General features: G+C 44.0%; 15 protein-coding genes and 1 pseudogene. 2 read left to right on the top strand and 14 right to left on the bottom strand.

The genetic code is table 11. The annotated features are described in order from the left end of the window. The coding region (locus M3205_RS17285; RefSeq protein ID WP_251171064.1) for a reverse transcriptase domain-containing protein at positions 1-1,095 on the top strand (1,095 nt) is incomplete at its 5' end. 291 nt (positions 1,096-1,386) lie between these two features. Here M3205_RS17285 and M3205_RS17280 read toward each other — a convergent pair. The 14 genes and pseudogenes from M3205_RS17280 to M3205_RS17215 all read right to left on the bottom strand — a co-directional run bounded on the left by M3205_RS17280 (position 1,387) and on the right by M3205_RS17215 (position 20,397). Further along, complete coding sequence (locus M3205_RS17280; RefSeq protein ID WP_251171063.1) at positions 1,387-2,697, bottom strand: GntP family permease; 1,311 nt, start codon at positions 2,695-2,697, stop codon at positions 1,387-1,389. A 39-nt stretch (positions 2,698-2,736) separates the two neighbouring features. Then, positions 2,737-3,741, bottom strand: coding sequence for a LacI family DNA-binding transcriptional regulator (locus M3205_RS17275; protein WP_251171062.1), 1,005 nt, complete (start codon positions 3,739-3,741; stop codon positions 2,737-2,739). Between the two features lie 51 nt (positions 3,742-3,792). Further along, positions 3,793-5,076, bottom strand: coding sequence for a histidinol dehydrogenase (gene hisD, locus M3205_RS17270; protein WP_251171061.1), 1,284 nt, complete (start codon positions 5,074-5,076; stop codon positions 3,793-3,795). Positions 5,077-5,130: 54 nt separating this feature from the next. Next, positions 5,131-5,892, bottom strand: a complete 762-nt coding sequence (locus tag M3205_RS17265) for an SDR family NAD(P)-dependent oxidoreductase (RefSeq protein WP_251171060.1) — start codon at positions 5,890-5,892, stop codon at positions 5,131-5,133. Beyond that, on the bottom strand, positions 5,889-6,839 hold the full coding sequence (locus M3205_RS17260; protein ID WP_251171059.1) for a 3-hydroxyacyl-CoA dehydrogenase family protein: 951 nt from the start codon (positions 6,837-6,839) through the stop codon (positions 5,889-5,891). The genes M3205_RS17265 and M3205_RS17260 overlap by 4 nt, the downstream gene beginning before the upstream one ends. 790 nt (positions 6,840-7,629) lie before the next feature. Next, positions 7,630-7,986 (bottom strand): SpoIIAA family protein, encoded by a 357-nt coding sequence (locus M3205_RS17255; RefSeq protein ID WP_251171058.1) that lies wholly within the window; start codon positions 7,984-7,986, stop codon positions 7,630-7,632. A 997-nt stretch (positions 7,987-8,983) separates the two neighbouring features. After that, a complete protein-coding gene (locus tag M3205_RS17250) occupies positions 8,984-9,874 on the bottom strand; it encodes an acyl-ACP desaturase (RefSeq protein WP_251171057.1) in 891 nt (296 codons plus the stop codon). 269 nt (positions 9,875-10,143) lie between these two features. Beyond that, positions 10,144-11,454, bottom strand: a complete 1,311-nt coding sequence (locus tag M3205_RS17245) for a helix-turn-helix domain-containing protein (RefSeq protein WP_251171056.1) — start codon at positions 11,452-11,454, stop codon at positions 10,144-10,146. Positions 11,455-11,475: 21 nt separating this feature from the next. Then, positions 11,476-12,714, bottom strand: a complete 1,239-nt coding sequence (locus M3205_RS17240; protein WP_251171055.1) for a M20 family metallo-hydrolase — start codon at positions 12,712-12,714, stop codon at positions 11,476-11,478. A 64-nt stretch (positions 12,715-12,778) separates the two neighbouring features. Next, complete coding sequence (locus M3205_RS17235; protein ID WP_251171054.1) at positions 12,779-14,053, bottom strand: M20 family metallo-hydrolase; 1,275 nt, start codon at positions 14,051-14,053, stop codon at positions 12,779-12,781. A 20-nt stretch (positions 14,054-14,073) separates the two neighbouring features. Next, positions 14,074-15,621: an AbgT family transporter gene (locus M3205_RS17230; protein WP_251171053.1), complete on the bottom strand. Its 1,548-nt coding sequence runs from the start codon at positions 15,619-15,621 to the stop codon at positions 14,074-14,076. 371 nt (positions 15,622-15,992) lie between these two features. Continuing rightward, a pseudogene (locus tag M3205_RS17225) lies at positions 15,993-17,416 on the bottom strand (M20 family metallopeptidase). A gap of 17 nt (positions 17,417-17,433) precedes the next feature. Next, positions 17,434-18,729 carry an amidohydrolase gene (locus tag M3205_RS17220; RefSeq protein WP_251171052.1) on the bottom strand — a complete coding sequence of 432 codons (1,296 nt, stop codon included), beginning with the start codon at positions 18,727-18,729 and terminating at the stop codon, positions 17,434-17,436. A 180-nt stretch (positions 18,730-18,909) separates the two neighbouring features. Continuing rightward, positions 18,910-20,397, bottom strand: coding sequence for a sigma-54 interaction domain-containing protein (locus M3205_RS17215; protein WP_251171051.1), 1,488 nt, complete (start codon positions 20,395-20,397; stop codon positions 18,910-18,912). A 167-nt stretch (positions 20,398-20,564) separates the two neighbouring features. On the opposite strand from M3205_RS17215, the gene M3205_RS17210 reads away from it, so the two are divergent. Next, positions 20,565-21,755 (top strand): iron-containing alcohol dehydrogenase, encoded by a 1,191-nt coding sequence (locus M3205_RS17210; RefSeq protein WP_251171050.1) that lies wholly within the window; start codon positions 20,565-20,567, stop codon positions 21,753-21,755. Positions 21,756-21,815: the final 60 nt, after the last annotated feature.

Below are 21,815 nucleotides of genomic sequence, written 5' to 3'. Positions count from 1 at the left end.
AATGATTTAGATTGGTGGATAGCTAACCAATGGGAATGCTTAAAACTAAAACATTCTTATGCACCTAATAGTAAGACTAGAGCGTTAAAGAAAACGAATCTCAAACAAATGTATATCATCAGATATGTGGATGACTTCAAGATTTTCACAAATTCTCATGAATCAGCTATAAGAATACATCACGCCACCAAAGAATACCTAAAAAATCAATTAAACCTTGATGTATCTTCCGAGAAATCAGCGATTACTAATCTAAGAAAGAGAAAATCTGATTTTCTAGGTTTTTCTATTAAAGCAGTATCCAAGCGTAATAAATATGTAGCCAATACACATATTATGGATAAAAAGAAGAAAAACATACTAGATAAACTTAGATATTTAATTCGCGAGATTCAAAATAAGCCAACGCCAAAAACTGTTTTGGATTATAACTCTTATATTCTCGGAATAAAAAATTACTTTAAAATTGCAACTCATGTAAATATTGACTTTGGAAAAATAGCCTATCGTCTAACGAAAACCATGTATAATCGTCTAAAATCAATTGGGAAATATGGAAAACCCATTAATCCATCGGAAACATACAAGAGACTTCATAAGAATAATTTCAAAACATATAAAATTGCTGGTTTGCATTTATTTCTCTTCGGAGATACACAAACAAGTAATGCCATGAACTTCAGTCAAGATATATGTGACTATACAAAAGAAGGAAGGCTTAAACTTCATCAAAATCTTAGGGCTGACATTGCCATAGAAATAAACAAGATGTTACAAATACCTTACGGTAAAGACAACTTAGAATTTGCAGATAACAAAATTTCAAGGTACTCTATGCAACTAGGAAAATGTGCTGTAACAGGGGAATTTTTGACATCCGATAAGCTGCACTGTCACCATAAGTTACCCCGACATATGGGGGGGACAGATGAATTTAGCAATCTTGTAATCGTACATGAAGATGTACATAGATTAATCCATGCTACTAATGAAACGACGATTGAACGATATAGGAACATTCTTCAATTGGATGGAAAACAACTGAAGAAACTAAACCAATTCCGTAAAGTTTGTAATTTAATTGCTTTAGTCTAAAAGAATAAGATGGAACGCCTAATGCGGTGAAAATCGCACGTTGGGTGTGGAGCAGGGGAAAAGATGGAGATTACATCAAAGTCTTACCTATTGCTATTAAATAAACGGGGGCTTTAGTTTAAAAAGAACCGGAATTTATAAAAAAACTCGCCCAGTTTCGGGGCGAGTTTTGCTTTTTTATATGCCATTTGGGATGTCATAAGTCTGTCATTTCGTTGCATATTTTTTAGAATAGGACCGCAAAACGGAACCCTTATGTCTTAAACCCCTCTGCCTTTCTGCTAAAGCCATTTAGAAAACTGAAAATAAAATGACCGCTAAAATAACACCAAGTATCGGCACAATCACAGTCAATGCGCCAAATGCCGGGTATGCATCCTTATGGGACTCGCCGCAGATTGCCCGGATGGTTGTCACAACGTAACCGCCATGCGGCAGGGAATCAATTGATCCGGATGATATTGCTACCACACGGTGAAGTTCACTTGCATTGACACCCATATCCAGATAATGCGGAGCCAGAAGCGGCAAAGCAATCGATTGGCCGCCGGAAGCAGATCCGGTCAGGCCGGCAATGACGGCTACAGCCAGGGCTCCCCCGATTAATGGGCTGCCCGGAATGCTGGTCATGGCATCAACCGCACTTGCAAAGGCAGGGGTTGCTTTAGCCACACCGCCAAAGCCAACTACTGCAGATGTATTAGCAATGGCAATCAATGCGCCAATGGTTCCTTCAGATACAGCCCCCCATACATTTGTGAAATACTTAAGATTAAGAAAGTAGGTTGCAAAGCAGCCGCTCAATAAGGCAATAATTAAGGCTGACTGTGCTAATGAGTCATGAAAAATAAATGAAATCACAAGGACGACCAAAAGCGGTACCATGCTTAATAATGGGTTCGGCAAGTTTTCACGGATTAGTGCAGAATCTGTTTCTCTTGCCTCAAATTTTTCTCCATTGTTAATCGCCTTGTTAATCATTTTCTTCAGCCACCAGTATCCAAATGCCATCATAAAGACAGCGACAATTAAGCTGACTTCCCAGGCAGCATATGGGGAAGTGCCCAGGAACTCAATCGGAATCCAGTTTTGGATTTCCGGGGAGCCGGCTGATGTCATTGTAAATGTAGTCGAACCGAAGGCAAGAGCTGCCGGAATGAACCTTCTTGGCAGGTTGGCTTCCTTAAATAGGCTCAATGCCATTGGATAGACAGAAAAGGCAACAACAAACAGACTTACGCCGCCATAGGTTAAGACCGCACAGGCAATAACAACAGCTAATGCTGCCCGTTTCATACCAATTTTATCGATTATCCATTTGGAAACACTGTCCGCTGCTCCGCTGTCTTCCATAAGTTTTCCGAAAATGGCCCCGAATAAGAACATCAAATACCAGGATGTAATAAATCCGGCAAATCCGTCCATATAATTGGTCAGAAAATTGACCTCTCCCTCGCCTGCCAGCTGAGGAAAAATCGGCAATCCACTGAATATTGCAACAATAAAAGCTGAAAGGGGGGCAGCAAGCAGCAGGTTCATCCCTCTCATCGTCAAATAGATGAGAAGCCCGATGCCCCCTAGCAATCCGATCATACTTAGCATAAAATGCCTCCTATCCCGAAAACCCACACCTTCTCTCCATTACCTTCTGTCCGCTACTGATCCTCTTTCCACCAAATGACCTTTTAATCTTTGGATTTCAGGGGTGTCCGTATCCCCTTTAATATGCTCCAAAAGAAGATTAATCGAATAATCGACCATTTCGTCAATCGGCTGGTGCCAGGTGGTTAATTCATAAGATGACCAATCTGACATCGCCACATTGTCAAAGCCTACAATAGAGATATCCTCAGGGACTCTGACGCCCTGTTTTTTCAGATAATCCATGGCGCCAAAAGCAGATATATCATTTGCACAGAAGATGGCATCTATCTTTTTATCCTGTTCCAGCAGATTTCTGGCAGCAGCAAATCCCCCTTCATATGAATAAAGGCCGTTTTCGGTTAAAAAGGAAGAGATGCCGTGCTCTGCTAAAGCTTCCTGGAAGCCATTTTTTCGATCAACTGTTGTTGATGTATTCATCGGTCCGGAGATAAAGGCGAGATTTTCATGTCCTTTTTCTATCAGGTAGTGCCCAATCTTTTTCCCGGCAGCAAAGTTATCGCATACAACAGCACTGCTTAAGGAATCGTTCACATATCGGTTAAACAGGACGACCGAGATGCCATTGCGGGTAAACTTCTGTACAGTCGATGAGGTCAAAAGCGCATCTGTAATGATGGCTCCCTCAACGCTGTATTCAATTAAATGGCTCACTTCATCCTCTTGGATCTCGTTATTCTGGGAGTTGATGAACATAACCTTGTACCCTTTTTCGGCCAGCCTGCTGTAAAATTTATCGAGGATTTCCGGATAAAAAGGGTTCTGGATATTCCGCATAACAACTCCAATAATGCGGGACTGATTCGTGATCAGGCCCCGTGCTATGGCATTCGGCTGATATCCAAGCTGTTCGGCAGCATCCAAAATCAGTTTTTTCTTTTTAGGTGCGATACTTGAATTTTCACTAAAAGCCCGGGATACGCTCGATTGCGAAACGCCTGCCAATCGGGCGACATCCATGGCTGTCACTTTTTTATTTTTCAACGCGTGTTCCTCCTGCCTTGATCTAGACAGAGAAATTATAACAGATTTTGCTTACTTCACGAGACTGCTGTAGCGCTTCACACGAAGGTCAGCCTGGGCCTGGTGTCCTTTAAAGCCCTCAAGGTCGCATAGACGGGATGCATATTCACCGATTTTTGCGCTCGCCTCCGGAGTTGTTCTCTGGTATGTGCATGTTTTCAGGAATTTGCCAACCCATAGGCCGCCAGTGTAGCGGGCTGCCTTTTTCGTCGGAAGCGTGTGGTTCGTACCGATTACTTTATCCCCGTAAGCCACATTTGTTTCTGGCCCCAGGAAAAGTGCACCGTAGTTTGTCATGTTTTCAAGAAAGTAATTCGGATCTTCCGTTAAAATTTCCACATGCTCATAAGCCAGTTTATCCGCCTCCACTACAGCTTCCTCCAGGCTGTCTACAAGAATGATAGAACCATAATCCTTCCATGCAGCCCCTGCAACCTCTGCTGTTGGAAGAGTCTCCAGCTGGCGTTCGATTTCTGCCACTGTTTCGTTCGCCAGTTTCTCTGAAGTTGTAATCAGGCATGCCGGAGAGTTAGGTCCATGCTCTGCCTGCCCCAATAGATCGGTTGCAATGATTTCAGCATCGGATGTTTCATCCGCAATGACCAAAACCTCAGTCGGGCCAGCAAACAGGTCGATTCCTACTCTTCCGTATAATTGGCGCTTCGCTTCCGCTACAAACGCATTTCCAGGTCCAACAAGCATATCAACTGGCTCGATCGTTTCTGTCCCGATGGCCATCGCACCCATCGCCTGGATTCCACCGAGCAGGTAAATCTCGTCAGCGCCTGCAAGGTGCATCGCGGCTACGGTTGCCGAAGGAATTTCTCCTTTAATCGGAGGTGTGCAGGCAATCACGCGCTTAACGCCTGCCACCTTAGCAGTGAGAACACTCATGTGGGAGGAAGCAACCATCGGGTATCGTCCGCCGGGAATATAGCAGCCGACGCTGTTTACCGGAATATTTTTGTGTCCAAGAAACACGCCAGGCAAAGTTTCTACTTCAATGTCCTGCAGTGCTGCTTTTTGATGCTCGGCGAAATTGCGAATTTGTTCCTGTGCAAATTTAATGTCATTGATTGTTTGTTCGGGTACAGATGATACGATTTCCTGGATTTGCTCGTCAGTTAATCTGAATTGCTCCGGAGACCATTTATCAAATTGCTCGGAAAGCTTGCGAACTTCTTCATCTCCGTTTTCTTCAATATTTTTAAGAATGGCGCTTACCGATTCTCTTACTTTCACATCTGCTTCCTGTACCTCTTGATCATTTTTGCCCTGTTTTAGGAAAGTTGCCATTTAAATATCACTCCTGTTTTTATTTTTTGAATACGTATGCAAACATCCGCAAAATTAAATGGCTGTCCATCCGCCATCTACTTTTATCGTATCGCCTGTAATAAACTTTGATAGATTGGAAGACAGGAATAGGGTAGCTGCGGAAACATCTCCTGGATCTGCAAGTTTTCCAAGCGGAATTCTTCCATAGACTTCCTTTTCAAATTCCTTGTCCTCAAACATCTTTGAAGTCAGCTCGGTTTCGATAAAGGTTGGAGCCACCGCGTTTACATTGATTCCATATGATGCCCATTCCACCGCAAGTGCTTTCGTCAGCTGCACCATGCCTCCCTTGCTTGCACAATAGGCCGCCCGTTTATAGTAGCCGACAAACGCCATCTGGGAAGCAATGTTGACAATCTTGCCGGATTGATTATGGATCATATACTCGGCTGCTTTCTGGCTGCAGAAAAACGCCGCCTTCAAATTGGTGTCTAGCGTCAGATCCCAATCCTCTTCCGTCACTTCCATGGCAGGCTTGGCCCTGTTAATTCCGGCGTTATTGATCAGCACATCGAGTGAGCCCATATAATCCACTGCTGCTTCTGTCATTCTTTTAATCTCTGAGACATTGTTCAAATCAGCGGAAACATAATAGCTATTAGTATTAATTTTTTTCAGCTCATCGGCTGTCTGGCGGAGTGCCTCTTCATCTCTCCCCACGATCACAACCTTCGCACCGTTTTCGGCAAAGGAAATGGCGATATCTCTGCCAATTCCTTTGCTTCCTCCAGTCACGATAACGGATTTATTCTTAAGATCCGGAAAGTTTCTCATACCATTTCTCCCTCAGGGATTCCCAGATCCTTCTTTAAGAAGCGGATCAGCTCAGCTTCCCTTTTCTGATTGTATTCTTTGGAAAATGCCTCATCCCACTTGTAGTAGCCTTCACCCGTTTTATCGCCGAGCTTCTGTTCAGACACAAGCTTTTTTAGTGCCGGCAAAGATTGCTCTGCACTGGACAAATGCCGGAACAGATAATCCGAGATAGCGGAGAATACATCCAGCCCGCCCATATCGGCCGTCATCAGCGGGCCTGAAACCGGCAGCCTGCGTCCAATTCCGTAAGTAACGGCATCATCAATATCTTCTTTACTCGCGATGCCTTCCTCCAAAAGGTACTGGGCTTCACGGAATAGGGCATATTGAAGGCGATTGCCGACAAAACCGGGAATCTCTTTTTTCACTTCAATCGGCTTTTTCTTCATTTGCTTTAACAGCTGAAAGGACCTTTCCACTGCTTCATCGCCGGTCTTCTCACCGCGGACAACTTCGACAAGCGGAATCAGATGAGCCGGATTCCAGAAGTGTGTCACTACCGTACGCTCCGGGTGAGCAGTCTCTGAAGCAATCTCCGTTGGACTAAGTCCGGAAGTATTGCTTGCAAGAATGACATCGGGAGCACATAGAGTGTCGAGACGCTTAAATAAGTCAATCTTTAACTGAATGTTTTCCGGTACAGCTTCAATCACGAAAGTAGCACCCTGAACTGCTTCTTCAACAGAGACAGTCATTTTAATATTTTCCTTAATGTGGCCAGCTTCCGATTCGGATAAAATACCGTTATTGAGCATAACCTCAAGCTTCTTCAGCATATTGGTCCAGCCCTGTTCCAGGTCGTTGTCACTGATGCCCTGCATGGTTACGCTCAGTCCGGCCCAAGCCGCATTAAGCGCAATTGAATGGCCCATCGTGCCGCATCCAAGGACAGCTATTCTCTCCAATCGCTCACCATCTTTCTGAAATTTCTAGTTTTTGAATACGTATTCAATATACAATGTAAGCGCTGTGAATTCAACATAAAATTATAAATTGTTAAAATATTTATTTGTTTTCAGGTGATAATTCAATCAAACGTTTGATTGATTTCAATAAATGGCTGACAGATCAATAGTTGCCGGAAGCGTTGCTTGGGGACAGGTTGGATGTTGCTTGCTCTTTGAGTGTGTGATCATTACTAATAGAGTTGGGAATTTGCAAATAGGGAAGCTTTTTTGCAAATAGACCGGGGGAATTTGCAAATAGGGAAGCCTTTTTGCAAATAGACCGGGGGAATTTGCAAATAGAATGGCTAATTCTGCAAATAGAGAGGGGGATCCTGCAAATAGAGATGAGCATCCTGCAAATAGGACAATCCAGCACGGCAGATGATGCCGTTTTAATACAAAATAACACTTTTCAAAAGATAGTTTCGGAGTTTGACAGCTGTGATGTGTGAGTGTGAACATTACTAATAGAACAGGGAAATCTGCGAATTGAGAAGCTTATTTTGCAAATAGACCCGGTGAACCTGCAAATAGACTGACCAATCCTGCAAATAGAAAGAGAATTCCGCAAATAGACCGTGTCACAAACACGGTATTTTCTATTTTCTTGAATCGGTGTCAGAACAAATGGGCTGCCCAACCTTGATTCCCATTTCCGTGGCTTCTTCTGCTAAATGGCCCAGTCATCCTGAGCCATTCATGAGAACTAGATTTATTCTGCGATAAAAAGAAAATAGCCCTTAATAGGCTATTTCAATATCCAAGACCAAGCTTCTTCCAGCTGATGACCTTCAAAGTATTCAACCGTGATCCCCGGCAAATAGTTCGTAACCTTTGAAACAGTGCCAATCCAGTCTTTATCACTGACAACAGCGAATTTATTAAACTGCTTCCATCTTTTTATATCAAACTCCACTCCTTCCGTGGCACCCTGGAAAGTTGTCCCGTCTACATCCGTCATGATGGCGAGGATATTGAATTTCTGGTCATCTTTAAAATTTTCTCTCACGTATTGATCCAGTTTTTCAGCATCTTCCTTTCTTGCATTGCCATTAAATGCGATGGCGATAGTAGATGGTGAGCGGGATTCTATGAATTGAAGCATAATGGTTACCTCCAACTGGTTTTATTGAGGTAAATTCCCGATTAAGCGGGCTGCAAAACTAGCAGTGGGGAGTTTTTTAGTGGAAATGGAGTGTGCTATTTGCAGGTTTTGCTTTCTATTTGCAAGTTTTGCTCGACTATTTGCGGAAGGTGGCACTCTATTTACAAGTTTGCAATTCTATTTGCAAAAATCTAGATTCTATTTGCAGCGTTCACAATTTGAGTTTTTCCCAACAACCAGCCAACGCGCCGGTTCCATTAATTAGACAATGCTGTGCTATTTGCAGGTTTTGCTTCCTATTTGTAAGTTTTGCTCGACTATTTGCGGAAGGTGGCACTCTATTTGCAAGTTTGCAATTCTATTTGCAGAAATCCAGATTCTATTTGCAGCGTTCACAATTTGAGTCTTTCCCAACAACCAGCCAACGCGCCGGTTCCATTAATTAGACAATGCTGTGCTATTTGCAGGTTTTGCTTTCTATTTGTCAGTTTTGCTCGACTATTTGCGGAAGGTGGCACTCTATTTGCAAGTTTGCAATTCTATTTGCAGAAATCCAGATTCTATTTGCAGCGTTCACAATTTAAGTCTTTCCCAACAACCAGCCAACGCGCCGGTTCCATTAATTAGACAATGCTGTGCTATTTGCAGGTTTTGCTTTCTATTTGTCAGTTTCACTCGACTATTTGCAGAATGAGACACTCTATTTGCAGGTTCACATTGCTATTTGCAGAAATCCTGATTCTATTTGCAGCGTTCACAATTTGGTTCTTTCCCAACAACCAGCCAACGCGCCGGTTCCATTAATTAGACAATGGTGTGCTATTTGCAGGTTTTGCTTCCTATTTGCAAGTTTCACCCGACTATTTGCAGAATGAGACACTCTATTTGCAAGTTCACATTTCTATTTGCAAAAATCCAGATTCTATTTGCAGCGTTCACAATTCGATAGTCTTTCCAACCAACAAAAAAGAACCAGCCAACGCGCCGGTTCTACCAGTTATTTCTTGCTGTAAAATCGATCCCGGACCTTTTTGAGGCGGGCATGATAGTTTAGGATATCGAGTCTTGCTTTTTCTGCTTCAGGTGCGATTGGCCGCAGTTTTTCCACTTCCCAATAGTCGATAATGACATCGAGAACCTGATCAAAATACTCGAGTGGGCCATAGTTGGCTTCTTTTGCGATGATCGCCATACGGTTTTCAAAATCCGGCATGACAGCACCCGGCATTTTAAAGTTCATGATGACATTCGCGAGATAGTAGCAATAGTTAGGCTCTAATTGCAGGTGATGTTTTATAACGTCTCTGTAAAAAGCATAATGAAGGGTCTCATCCTTGGCCAAACGCCTCAGCAGGGTGGACAAATCCTTATCATGAGGACCTGCTACTTTTGCCACATTATAGTAGAACACCATGGTGGCCAGCTCCTGCATGGACGTATAAACCATTGTTTCAAACGGCGTATGGAAATCGGGATTCCAGCCGTTTTCGACTGTCTGCTTATGCAGCTGGTGAAGCCTGCCCGGATGGACATTCCGTGTGATTAACAGATAGGTTTCAAGCAGGTTGGAGTGCTGATCCTCTTCCGCTGTCCAGGTATGCACAAATTCCTTAATAACATTCAATGACCCTTTAAATGTCTGGTCCAAATAAGAGGTGAACCATGGGAGATTCACTTCTGTCAAAAGAGCTGTCTCCACAGCGGTAATGACTGGCTCCGGTAGCGTCACCTGGCTTTCATCCCAAGGTACACGCCTAAAATCCTGTGCTTTATCCCATGGAAGAAATTCGTGGTAGCCCCAATCTATTTTTTCAGCCCGTTTTTTGTGCTCTTCATACAATTCCCTTACCTTCGGCTCAAGACGAAAATCGAGATGATTTGTTAACAAGTGTAGACCTCCATTGCTATTTTATAGCTAACTATTATGACCTGTTACTAAATTAACTATAGCACATTAGTTCTTTAACTAACTAATTTAAAAGTCGAATTTTCAGGAAATTAGGACTTTAAACTCTCATCTCTGTTCATTTAAGTGTTTCTCTATTAAATTTCAATTGGTTTTTTTATTCTGTAAATAAAAAACCGCCGATATAGTTATCAGCGGTTCATTTTTATATTTATACCCCCCACTGGATCTCCAGTTTAAGCTCCTGTACTCTAAAACCTCAACTCATAAACCTTCCGCGGCCGACCTCGCTGCCCGGGCTGTTCTTCACCCGTTACTTTCGCGAGACCGAGCCTCTCAAGTTCCGCCATAATTCTTCTCGAGTTGCGCTCCGTATTTTTGAGCCACCTGGAAACTTCCTGCGCAGTGACAATCTTCTTTTTGTAATGCCTTGAGAGGTAATCGATTTTCGATACGATTGCCGGATTGATTTTCGCTTCCTTAAATCGTTCTTCCCATTCCTCTCCCCATATTCGCTGCTGATAGGCAATCGCCTCATTGCCGCTTTCTGAAAGGTGTTCCTTTATTTCCTTATTTTCATCAATGCTTATTACAGGGGAGGCCTTTTGGTCCCTTGCATACTGAAGGGCCAGCCTGACATTCTGCTCTGCATCATATGCCGTCAGTCCATAACCCACACCGATTCTTACCTTCAGCTTGCTGTGGGATTTCGCTTCTTCTATAAGAGAATACATGGAATCTCCCTGAAAATGCATGTCCATTTCGCCACGGGTTGTATAGATAAAAAATAGACCATCTCCGATCTGCACAAACGAGCCCTGGACCTTCTCGGCATAATCAAGCAGGACCTGCTTCATTTCCAGCTCATGCCGCTTCATTTCGTAAGTAAAATGCTGCTCTTCCAGTGAATTTGCAGAATGGACGACTTCCATGCCCATAATCGCTATCTGCGAGCGTTTATACCAATTGGACTGTCCTCTTTCCCTCAAATAGCTGAGCACCAGTTTGATTGCGACAGGAGACGGAACCACCCGGTAACAGGGGATTCCCAGCGCCCTGAGCCGATCATGAACTTCCTGAACACATGTTAAGGCGACCTCCGTTTTTCCTTCCTCATAAAGCTTTTGATGAAAGCTGATGATTTCTTCTGCCGGCTCGTATTCATGGTAGGAGAAAGTATGAACGTTTAAGTCTCCTAAAAAGTATGTGTTCTTAAGTATATCCAACTCGGATTCCTGGATGGTGTCCAAGCTTGCCTGCTGAAATCCGCCCTCCCTGATATGAGCTTCAAGGAGTGTGCCCAGAAGGCTGGAGCCATACAGAGGGGGAAATTGGGCATTTTCTTCACCGATCAGCCCTTTTGAACGTGCGTAATAATAAGGAGCCTGTCCGGAGAAAAACCATAAATCGATTTCCGCCTTATGGTCCCTGATGATGTTTTCTGTTTCTTTTGTTTCCTTATAAATATATGGAATCATTTCAAGCTCGCTGTATTCACGCGACAAGGCAAGAATGTGTCCAACGGAGTCTTCCGGCCCCACTACCCCAACGCGAATCTTCATTACTTTCCACCCGCTTCTTCTTTATCTGCTTGTTTCCATTTTTAAATATTGGGCAATAATCTTTGTACCCATTTCCAGATCTTCAAGCGCTGCAAATTCCTCGGGATGATGGCTGAGGCCATTTTTGCATGGTATAAATAAAAGCCCTGAAGGCCATTTGGCCACCATATTCATGACATCATGCCCTGCACCGCTTTCAAGCACCAATGCTTTATACCCTAACGATTCGCCTGAATGCTGCAATTTTCGCATCACTGCCTCATCCAGCTGAATGGATGGATTATGAACAAGCGTTTTTACTTCTATTTTAACATCAAAGGATTCTGAAAGCTGATCACATTTCTCACGAATTAGCTTCTCCATTTCTTTTTTCAGTGAATCGTCCACACTGCGGATATCAATCCCAAGCTCTACCGTTCCTGGAATCACATTCATGGCGTTAGGCTTTAGTTCAAAAGTGCTTGCAGTTGCCACAATCGGCACGGAACTTGAAGCCGATAAAGCAAGAGCCTTCTCGGATATAAACGTAACGAGAGGTGCCGCCGCGACAAAAGCATCCTTTCGTTTGCCCATTGGGGTCGTCCCTGTGTGCCCCATTTGACCATTGATGATGACCTTTAAGCGAATAGGACAGGCAACTGCCGTAACTGCTCCAAAGTCTGCACCTGCATCCTCCACCCTCGTTCTCTGCTCAATGTGAAGCTCAATAAAGCTTTTTAAATCAGACTCAGGCCGTTCAGCTGCATCTATTGCATCCCATGACAGCCCCATGTCCTCGATTGCCTGGCGGATGGTAATACCATTTTCATCTGATACATATTCCACTTCTTTTTTATTAAGAAGTCCGCTCATAGCCTTACTGCCGATGGTCGATACGCCGAAGCGGGCTGATTCTTCAGAAGCAAAGCAAATGACCTCTATTGGGGCAGCAGGCTGAAACCCTTCATCCTTTAAAGACTTCACGGCTGCCAGACCGCAAAGGACGCCAGCCACTCCATCATAGCCCCCTCCGCCTTTCACCGTATCCACATGAGAGCCTACAGCAACTGCAGGAGAAGAATCTTCAGTTTCCCAGCGGGCAATCGCATTTCCCGCTTCATCTCTTCGAATTTTGAGCCCCATATCCTCTGCAAGAGAAACAAATACATCAATGGACCTCCATTCTTCTTCCGTGTAGCCTAGTCTGCAGAACCCATCAGTCTGGTTCATACTGTCAGTTAAGTTCAATTCTTTCAGGTACTTATCAAGCCATTCTTTCATTCTCAATACTCCTCCTCGAATATCATGAAGAAAATGAGGCAGATTGCTCTGCCTCATCAGTCCCTTATTGTAATTTTTTGAGTGCTTCAAACAGCAGCTTGACGGCATTCAACATCGTGTCTTCCTTGATATCAAACTTTTCGTTATGATGGCCAGCTGCCAGTTCTGTCCCGAAAATGCAGTAAGTGGCCTGCCCTCCAGATTGCTGAACACGTTCAATAAAAAAGGTTGCGTCCTCAGAGCCTGCAGGTGAATCGTCTTCAAGAATGCACTCTTTTATATAAGAGGCTTCTTGTGCACAGGCATGGAGGACGGTAGCCAGCTCTTTTGATTCTTGAGCACTAATGGCTTCTCCCACAGTCTGGATCTCATACTCTACTCCATACATTTGGGCAGATCCTGCGACAACAGCCTCAGCCTGGGCTTTGACATATTCGTTAATTTTTGTCGTTTCCCCGCGTGTCTCAATTTTCAGAACCGCTTTATCTGCGATAATGTTGCGGCCTGAGCCTGCATGCAATTCACCTGCGTTTATGCGGGTTGCCCCTTCTGAATGGCGCGGAATAGCATAAATATTTATAGCGGCAGAAGCAGCTGCCAGAAGGGCATTTTTCCCTTCCTCCGGATTTCCTCCTGCGTGAGATGAAACTCCTTTAAACGTTACATCAAGCTTTGACGTGGCTAAAAATCCGTTTTTTGATGCCACAAAGTGCCCATCTGGAACTCCTGTGCCGACATGTGAGGCAATTAAATAATCTACATCATCGACAACTCCGGCTTCAGCCATGGAACGAGCCCCTCGGGTACCTTCCTCGGCAGGCTGAAAAATCAGTTTGAAATTCCCCTTTAGGCTGTCTTTATGTTCCGCAATCAAGCTTGCCAGCCCCAGCCCGATCGCTGTATGGGCATCATGTCCACAGGCGTGCATGGTGTTTGGAACTGAAGAGCTGAAGCCTTCTTTTTGAGGAAAATGGCTGGCTTCCTCTGATTCATGGATCGGCAATGCATCCATATCCACACGGAAGGCGATGGTCGGGCCATCCTTTTTCGTATCCATCGTTGCGACAATACCGGTGTATCCCTCTTTGAAGGGTTCAATGTACTCTTTTTTCGCCCCATTTTTGAGAGCCCATTGGTAGTGTGCTGCTGTTTCCTCTTGGTTCGGCTTACCCATAACATAATCAGCGGACATTACCTGCCTGCCCATTTTAAGCCCGAATCCAAGTTCATCCAGGATTGATGCAACAATGGAAGCCGTGCGCATTTCCAGGAATCCGCCTTCCGGATAACGGTGAAAATCTCGCCTCCACTTTTTTAGTTGATTTTCAAGATTACTCACTGCTTAATCACATCCTATTTTTATAGATACGGACCGATTCCCGGACCAAATGGAATTCCAAGGAAGACGAACACCAAAATCATAATGATCCAAGTGATCAGGAACGTAACCGAGTACGGAAGCATTAAAGAAATGAATGTTCCAATTCCCGCCTTTTTGTCATACTTCTGCATAAACGCCAGGGCAATAACCATATAGGGCATCATCGGTGTCACGATATTCGTAGATGAATCTGCTACACGGTAAGCCACTTGTGTAAATGCAGGGTGATAGCCAAGCTGCATAAACATTGGCACAAACACAGGTGCTTCAAGCGCCCACTTAGCAGAACCTGAAGTGATCAGGAAGTTCAGGGAAGCTGTAAAAATGATGTAGCCGATAATTAGGCCAATTCCGGTGAACTCTACATCTTTCAGGAATTCTGCTCCGTTAACTGCGACCCAGGTTGCGATATTTGACCAGCTGAAGTAAGCGATAAATTGGGCGATTGCGAAGATTAAGACAATATAAGATGCCATATCCTTCATGGATTCAGCCATAAAATTGGCAACATCTTTACTGCTCTTAATATTTCCAACTGTTATTCCATAAACAGTACCAATAATGATGAAGAAAAAGAGAATAATTGGGATAATGCCATCCAGGAATGGAGAGGGAACTAGGCCCCCATCTTCATTGGTTAATGGGCTATTTGGTGTAAGGATCGCTCCCACAATAAGGGCAATATAGGCGAACCCGGCAATAGCTGCATTCCGCAATGCCTTGCCTGCATTAGGCGGATCTTCCTTAATTGCTTCTTTGACCTCATCGCCTTTGTATTCTCCAAGACGCGGTTCAATGAACTTCGTTGTGACAAGTCCCCCGACAATAGTTAAAACAAATACGGAAACAATATTAAAATACCAGTTATCAATTGGTGTAACGACGATATTTTCGTCAATAATCTTGGCAGCTTCTGTTGAAATCCCTGCCAAAAGTGCGTCCGTCCCCGCAACGAGCAGGTTTGCTGTAAAGCCCGCACCTGCGGATGCATACCCTGCAACCAAACCGGCAATCGGATTGCGGCCGATTTTGTAGAAGACCATTGCAGCAAGCGGCGGAACCAGGACCATCGCAGCATCTGATGCGATATTCCCCATTATTCCGACAAACACAACCGTGTACGTGATTAATGCAGGAGGAGATTTTAAAATCGTTTTCTTAATGGCATAATCCAGCATGCCGACTTTCTCGGCAAGTCCAATACCGAGCATCATCGACAGAACCAGTCCAAGAGGCGCAAATCCTGTGAAGTTATCGAGCATGGAAGTCAGGATGAAATTCAGGCCTTCTGCCGATGCCAGGTTCTTAACCTCGAGCTCCTCTCCTGATCCCGGATGGACAACAGTAGCACCAAAGGCGCTAAATATGGCTGAAACAATAATAACAAGCACTGCGAGCCCGGCAAATAATATGAATGGATCCGGGAGCTTATTGCCGACCTTTTCGACTCCATTAAGAAATCGCTGGGCAATCCCTGGTTTCGTGTTTTCTGTTACCACTTTCTCCCCTTGCTTTTGCGTTTTCATATACTCCCCTCGCTTTTCTGTTTTTGGATTTATTACTGGTAAATGAAGCTGCGTTTGTTTGCGATGCGGTGTCCTTGTTCGGGCAGGTGTTTTGGATTTCGGCTTTCTGTGTCCGAAGCTGCTTCGAGTTCGGACACTAGAGTCGAAATCTCTGCTTTTTCTGTCCGAAGTTGTTCCAGGTTTGGACATTAAGCCAGAGATTTCTGCTTTTTCTGTCAGAAGTTGTTTCAGGTTTTTGGACACTAAGCCAGAGATTTTTGCTTTTTCTGTCCCAAGTTACTCCTAGTTCGGACTCTTTACCCAGGATTTCCGCTTTTTCTGTCAGAAGCTGCTCCTAGTTGGGACTCACCACGCGCCTGCCAAATGGGAACCTACTGTAAAGTTGAAGGCTTAACCTCTGCAGGAATTGGACATGTGTACGGGTTAGCTTCCTTAAACTTTTCGAATTCCTTTTTGATAGCTTCCAATTTCCCCTTGTCAGTCAGCAGTTTAATAGCGGTTAATGCCATTGCTTCTGCTGCCCGGAGCATTCCTTTATGAGCGTAGCTGCTGATGCCCTGAGTGGTCATCTGCCATGTATGCAGCGGTGTACCCAATGCTGATGTTGAGACTGTCAGCTGTGCGGTTGGGACGACCCAGCTTACATCGGATACATCAGTAGAGCCGGCAAGGACTTCTTTGGAAGGTTCATAAGCAGAGATGGTTTCCGCCAGGTATTTTCCTTCAAACTCACTGCCGTCCCCTACGTAGCCAAATCCTCTTAAAATATCTAAGTAGCTTTCTTTCTCACCATCTGATAGGGTAGCCCAAAGTTTTTCGGCAAAGGCCTTTTCCTCTTGGTTTGGTTTTTCAATGCCTGCTTCCTGAAGGCTTTGATAGAGTACTTTTTCAAGACTGCGGTTTGGAATATAGTTGGAGCATGCCTTGTCAAACTCAATGGTAAGCTCTGTTTCTGTCATCAGAGCTGCCCCCTCCGCGATTTTGCAAACCCGTTTGTAGATTTCTTCCACCTGCTGAACCTTTGGCGCCCGGATGAGGTAAAGGACTTCAGCGTCTGCCTGGACAACATTTGGCGAGATGCCTCCTGTGTTTGTGATAGCATAATGCACTCTGGCTTCCCCGGCACTACATGCTCGCGAAGGTAATTCACCCCTACGTTCATGAGCTCAACCGCATCAAGGGCACTCCTTCCAAGGTGAGGCGAGTTCGCCGCATGTGAGGACAAGCCTTTAAAACGGAAATAAACCTGATAGTTTGCAAGACTGGATAAACTCATGATGCTGTTCCCTGGAGAAGGATGCCATGTTAGGGCAGCATCTACCCCTTCAAATACTCCTTCGCGGACCATGAAGGTTTTCCCGGAGCCGCCCTCTTCGCCAGGACAGCCAAAGAACTTAACAGTCCCAGGTATATTGTTTTCCTCTAAATATTTTTTTGCTGCACAGGCTGCTGCAAAAGCTCCTGTCCCCAGCAGGTTATGCCCGCACCCATGACCGACATTCAGCTCGGTTGGCTCGTACGAAGTTTTGTTTGGCACTTGCCCCAGTCCCGACAGAGCATCAAATTCACCAAGAAACCCAATAACAGGTGCTCCGGATCCGTAAGAAGCTACAAAGGCGGTTTTAATATTTCCAACATTCCGTTCCACCTGGAATCCCGCTTTTTCGCATTCAGATGCCAGGAATTCTGCAGATGCATACTCTTCAAATCTAGTTTCCGGATGATGAAAGATATACTCACTTATTTTTTCAAACGACTCTTTGTTTTCAGACAAAAATAGTTTTGCAAAGTTCATGATTTCCTCCCTTAGTTCTAAATGGACGAACCGCCATTTATGATGTGAATATAAGCATCGGCCGCAACCAGTAAGGCTTCTTCCTCAAAATCGAATTGAGGATGATGGTGTGGATACTCAAGCTTTGTTCCAAACAGCATAAACGTTGCTTTGCCGCCATGCTTCTGAACCCGGTTCATCATAAAGCTGACATCTTCCGATCCGGAGACAGGGACAGAAGGCAGCACTTCTTTCACAAGCTCGCTTGTTGCACACCATTTAGTAATTTTCGGAATCATCTCTTCATCACAGACAACCACTTCTGTAACTCCAACTGCTTCGATTGTGCAGGACACATCATGCATATCTGCCGCTGCCTGAATGATCCGTGTTGCTTTTTCGGCCATATACTGAGCAATCTCAGGTGTCTCACCCCGCACTTCTATTTCCATATAGCTGTCTCCCGGGATGATATTCCGGCCGCTCCCTGCAGTAAGCCTTCCTACATTTACTCTGGTGACGCCATCATGATGGCGCGGAATAGCATAAAGGTTGTTAGCCGCCGTTGTCGCAGCCAATAACGCATTTTTCCCAAGCTCGGGGTTGATGCCGGCATGTGAGGAAGCTCCTTTAAAATGAGCATTGTATTTGGTTGACGCGAGAAACCCTGGCGTCGAGGCTGCAATCGTACCTACAGGAAGGGACTTAATGCCAATGTGACCTGAATAAAAATAATCAACATCATCAAGCCATCCTTTGTCCGTCATCGCCCGAGCGCCCCGTCCACCTTCTTCAGCCGGCTGAAACAAAAGAGTAAAACGGCCCTTAAGATAATTACTATGGGAAGAGATATACTGAGCTACCCCAAGGCCGATGGCAGTATGTCCGTCATGGCCGCACGAATGCATCACATTCTCTTCTTTTGAGACAAAATCATATTGAGCTGGACGATGGGCAGGATCTGAAGATTCGTGTATCGGCAGGGCGTCAATATCAAAGCGAAATCCAACATGATCCCCTGTTCTGCCAGTATCCCAGACTGCCACAAGTCCTGTATTGCCGCCTCGCATTTGAGCGAGCCAGGACTCTTCAACTCCCCATTCCCTCGCCTTTTTTTCTTGTGCTTCAAGTTCAGCTTGTGCCGGGAGCCCCATACGGGAATGCTCTTCAAGGGCGTCTTTCCCTATATAAAGTTTGAAACCCATCTTTTCCAGTTCTTTTCCGATCCGGTACGTAGTGATATACTCCATAAACCCCAGTTCAGGCAAAGCATGCAAAGTGCGGCGCCATTTGATCAGCTGAGGAGTTATTTCCTTTAAAAAGCTGCTGTCCATAAAGATCCCCCTTGTTGATGTTATTTCGGACATTTTCCGTTTCAATTCCTTAAATGCATTATACACATGTTGTTAGAAAATTCAAAGTAAACTTTTAATGATCAAGCAAAATTTTGCATTAAAAAGCCGCGAAATACCCAGCTATATAAATAGCTGGGTATTTCGCGGCCTAATAAATTCCTAATTCTGCGCTCCTGTCATATCGGCTTTATTAATCCCCAAACGTTTCATTTTCCTTATCAAATTTGCATGGTTGACACCCAGCTGAGCAGCAGCTGACCGAATGCTTTTGGAATTTTCCAATGCAGTGATAATTTTGTTTCTTTCGTACTCGTCCAGGGATTCCTTCAAGTTCTTAGGCTCTTGTTCTCTCTGTGTTAAATTGGCTTCATTTTCAACTGTATTAAAAGGATGGGCAAAATCCCAATTCTCCTTAATATTTTCTGGCAGATCGTTAGGTGTAATGAATAATGAAGTAGTCGACACGATTAAAAACTCCATCACATTTAGAAGCTCCCGGACATTTCCCGGCCAGGCGTATTTGGTTAAAATTTCAACCACTTCCGGCTGTATTTGTTTTTGAATTTTGTATTTGCGGCAAAATTCACTTAAAAAGTGTTCAACCAGAGGAGAAATATCTTCCCTCCGTTCACTTAAAGGAGGAATATCAAGATGAATGACATTGATTCTATACCATAAATCCTGACGGAACTTTTTCTCCAATACAAGCTGTCTCAGGTCCTGGTTAGTAGAACAGATCAATCGGAAAGAAAGCTCTCTGGGCTTTGTATCCCCAATACGCGTTACCGTCTTTTCCTGTAATACGCGCAATAATTTGACTTGCAGCGGCAACGGAATATCTCCGATCTCATCCAGCAAGATCGTTCCATTATTGGCTTGCTCAAAAAAGCCAGGCTTTCCTTCTCTCCGCGCCCCAGTAAAAGAGCCGCTTGCATAGCCGAACATTTCCGATTCGAATAATTCAGCCGGTATGGCACCACAGTTTACCTTAATAAATGTTTTTTTATCTGAAGAGCTCAATTGATGTATCATGCTCGCCAGTACTTCTTTGCCGGTGCCCGACGGCCCGGTTATTAATATATTTGTAGGAAAAGGAGCTACCTGCTTAATTTTTTCATAGAGCTTCTGCATAGGTGGACTGGCATATATTAAAGAAGCTGCTTGCTCTTCCTCATTGCTTGCTGTGAGTTTATCGGCATGACTTTCATTCAGCTGCTGAGCTTGTCGTAATTGTTTTTGCAGGTGATGCAGATAGGTTACATCCCTCACGCTAGTTACAATCATTTTTACTTCCTGGTCCTTGTCCAAAATAGGATTAGCAGTGACCACAAAATACTTTTGTTTCTTAATCAATTGAATGATAGTTGTTTTCTTTTTAGATTCCATTGCCATTAATGCAGCTGAACGATCAAAGTATTCATTCAAAACCAGATCCTTGATGTTCTTTCCCACAACCTCTTCTCTCACTATACCAGTCATGTCCTCATAGGATTTATTTGCTTCTAATACAATCCCCTTCCGATCGACAACGAATAAACCATCAGAAGAAAAATGGATAATAGACTTGAGGTTTTCATTGATTATCCGCAATTTTTCCAGCTCGTCGAGCAATTGTCTATCTTCGCTATGCATATCGGCTGAACTCAACAGTACTCCCTCCTTATAAACAGTTGTCCTTTTAACACCACTATGGTTACAAATTGACACCACCCTTTTCATTATACAATATAAAAACACTTAATTTTGAAGAATATTCAGTTTGGCATGAATATTGCAAATAATATTAGCGAGTAACTTGAAAAGGAGTGATGTATATGGACATACATATGGCAAGACTTGATCTTCCATCCCTCATTCATGCAGGAAGAGGGAGTATAAATCAGCTGCCTGAATTTGTCCTTTCCACTGGCGGAAGCAGGGTTTTTGTGCTGATGGATTCATTTTTAGCACGAGCACCAGTTAGTCTTGATGAAAAGGTAAGAGGCATATTAAAGAAGGCGAATATTGAAAGCGCTATCTTTAGTTCCTTTTCAGGCGAACCGACAACTGAACATGTAAGTGCCGCCCTGGAAATCATGAAGGATTTTAAAGCAGATTGCGTCGTTGGGATTGGCGGCGGAAGTGCGATGGATTTATCAAAAGCCGCATCCCTATTTGGAAAAAGCCAGGATCTTAGCTGGTCAGAAATTGTAAATAAACCGATTCTGGACCGCTTTCCGCTCCTGTTAGTCCCAACAACAGCTGGCACTGGTTCAGAGGCTACAAAGGTTATGGTCATTACGAATACGGACTCAAACCTAAAAATGAATCCAGGCCACAAGGATTTAATTCCTGACGCTGCTATCCTCGATCCAGAATTAACTTTGAGCTTGCCACAGGCATTTACAGCCTATACCGGACTTGATGCTTTAACACATGCAATAGAAGCGTATGTTTCGACAAGGGCTACAAGAATGACAGACTTTTTTGCATTAGAAGCCATACGAATGATTGGAAAATCACTCCCTATTATTTATGAAAACGGAGAAAACCTCGACGAAAGAGAAAATATGAGTATAGCAAGCTGCTATGCGGGAATTGCCTTCTCCAATGCATCAACAAATTTGGCTCATGCGGCGGGAAGGTCACTGGGAGCCCGGTTCCATATCCCGCATGGCCTGAGTGTAGCTCTGCTGCTTCCATTTGTAATGGAGTTCAGTATGGACTCTGCAGAGCAGCGCTATGCTGAAGTGGCTATTGCTCTGGGGGCTTCCCCTTCATTAAGCCAACAAGAATTAGCGGAACAATCTATCCGCCTGATTTATGAGTACAATACTAAATTTAATATATGGACTGATGGCCAAAAGTTTATCAATCTCGAAGATTTGAAAAAGGAAATTTCTGCTTTGTCTAGAGATGCCTTGTCAGGGAACGGGATTTTGACCAATCGAAAAGTCCCTTCTTATGATGATCTGATAAAGATATTCGAGAAGTTGGCCAACAAATTATCTTATGTGTACAGCTGATTTTATCAAGTAATGCCCTATTAATTTCGGTACCTGGCAAATTATAAATATACTAAATCA

The organism is Cytobacillus firmus, assembly GCF_023715565.1.
Lineage (GTDB): Bacteria > Bacillota > Bacilli > Bacillales > Cytobacillaceae > Cytobacillus > Cytobacillus firmus_C.
Note: the sequence above shows the minus strand (reverse complement) of the source record. Positions and strands in the feature narration are given on the sequence as shown.

Bases quoted from the DNA above. Each gene is read 5' to 3' on its own strand.
- M3205_RS17230 (WP_251171053.1), bottom strand. From the start codon at position 15,621: ATGAAAACGCAAAAGCAAGGGGAGAAAGTGGTAACAGAAAACACGAAA.
- M3205_RS17280 (WP_251171063.1), bottom strand. From the start codon at position 2,697: ATGCTAAGTATGATCGGATTGCTAGGGGGCATCGGGCTTCTCATCTAT.
- M3205_RS17240 (WP_251171055.1), bottom strand. From the start codon at position 12,714: ATGAAAGAATGGCTTGATAAGTACCTGAAAGAATTGAACTTAACTGAC.
- M3205_RS17210 (WP_251171050.1), top strand. From the start codon at position 20,565: ATGGACATACATATGGCAAGACTTGATCTTCCATCCCTCATTCATGCA.
- hisD (WP_251171061.1), bottom strand. From the start codon at position 5,076: ATGGCAACTTTCCTAAAACAGGGCAAAAATGATCAAGAGGTACAGGAA.
- M3205_RS17220 (WP_251171052.1), bottom strand. From the start codon at position 18,729: ATGGACAGCAGCTTTTTAAAGGAAATAACTCCTCAGCTGATCAAATGG.
- M3205_RS17265 (WP_251171060.1), bottom strand. From the start codon at position 5,892: ATGAGAAACTTTCCGGATCTTAAGAATAAATCCGTTATCGTGACTGGA.
- M3205_RS17245 (WP_251171056.1), bottom strand. From the start codon at position 11,454: ATGAAGATTCGCGTTGGGGTAGTGGGGCCGGAAGACTCCGTTGGACAC.
- M3205_RS17255 (WP_251171058.1), bottom strand. From the start codon at position 7,986: ATGCTTCAATTCATAGAATCCCGCTCACCATCTACTATCGCCATCGCA.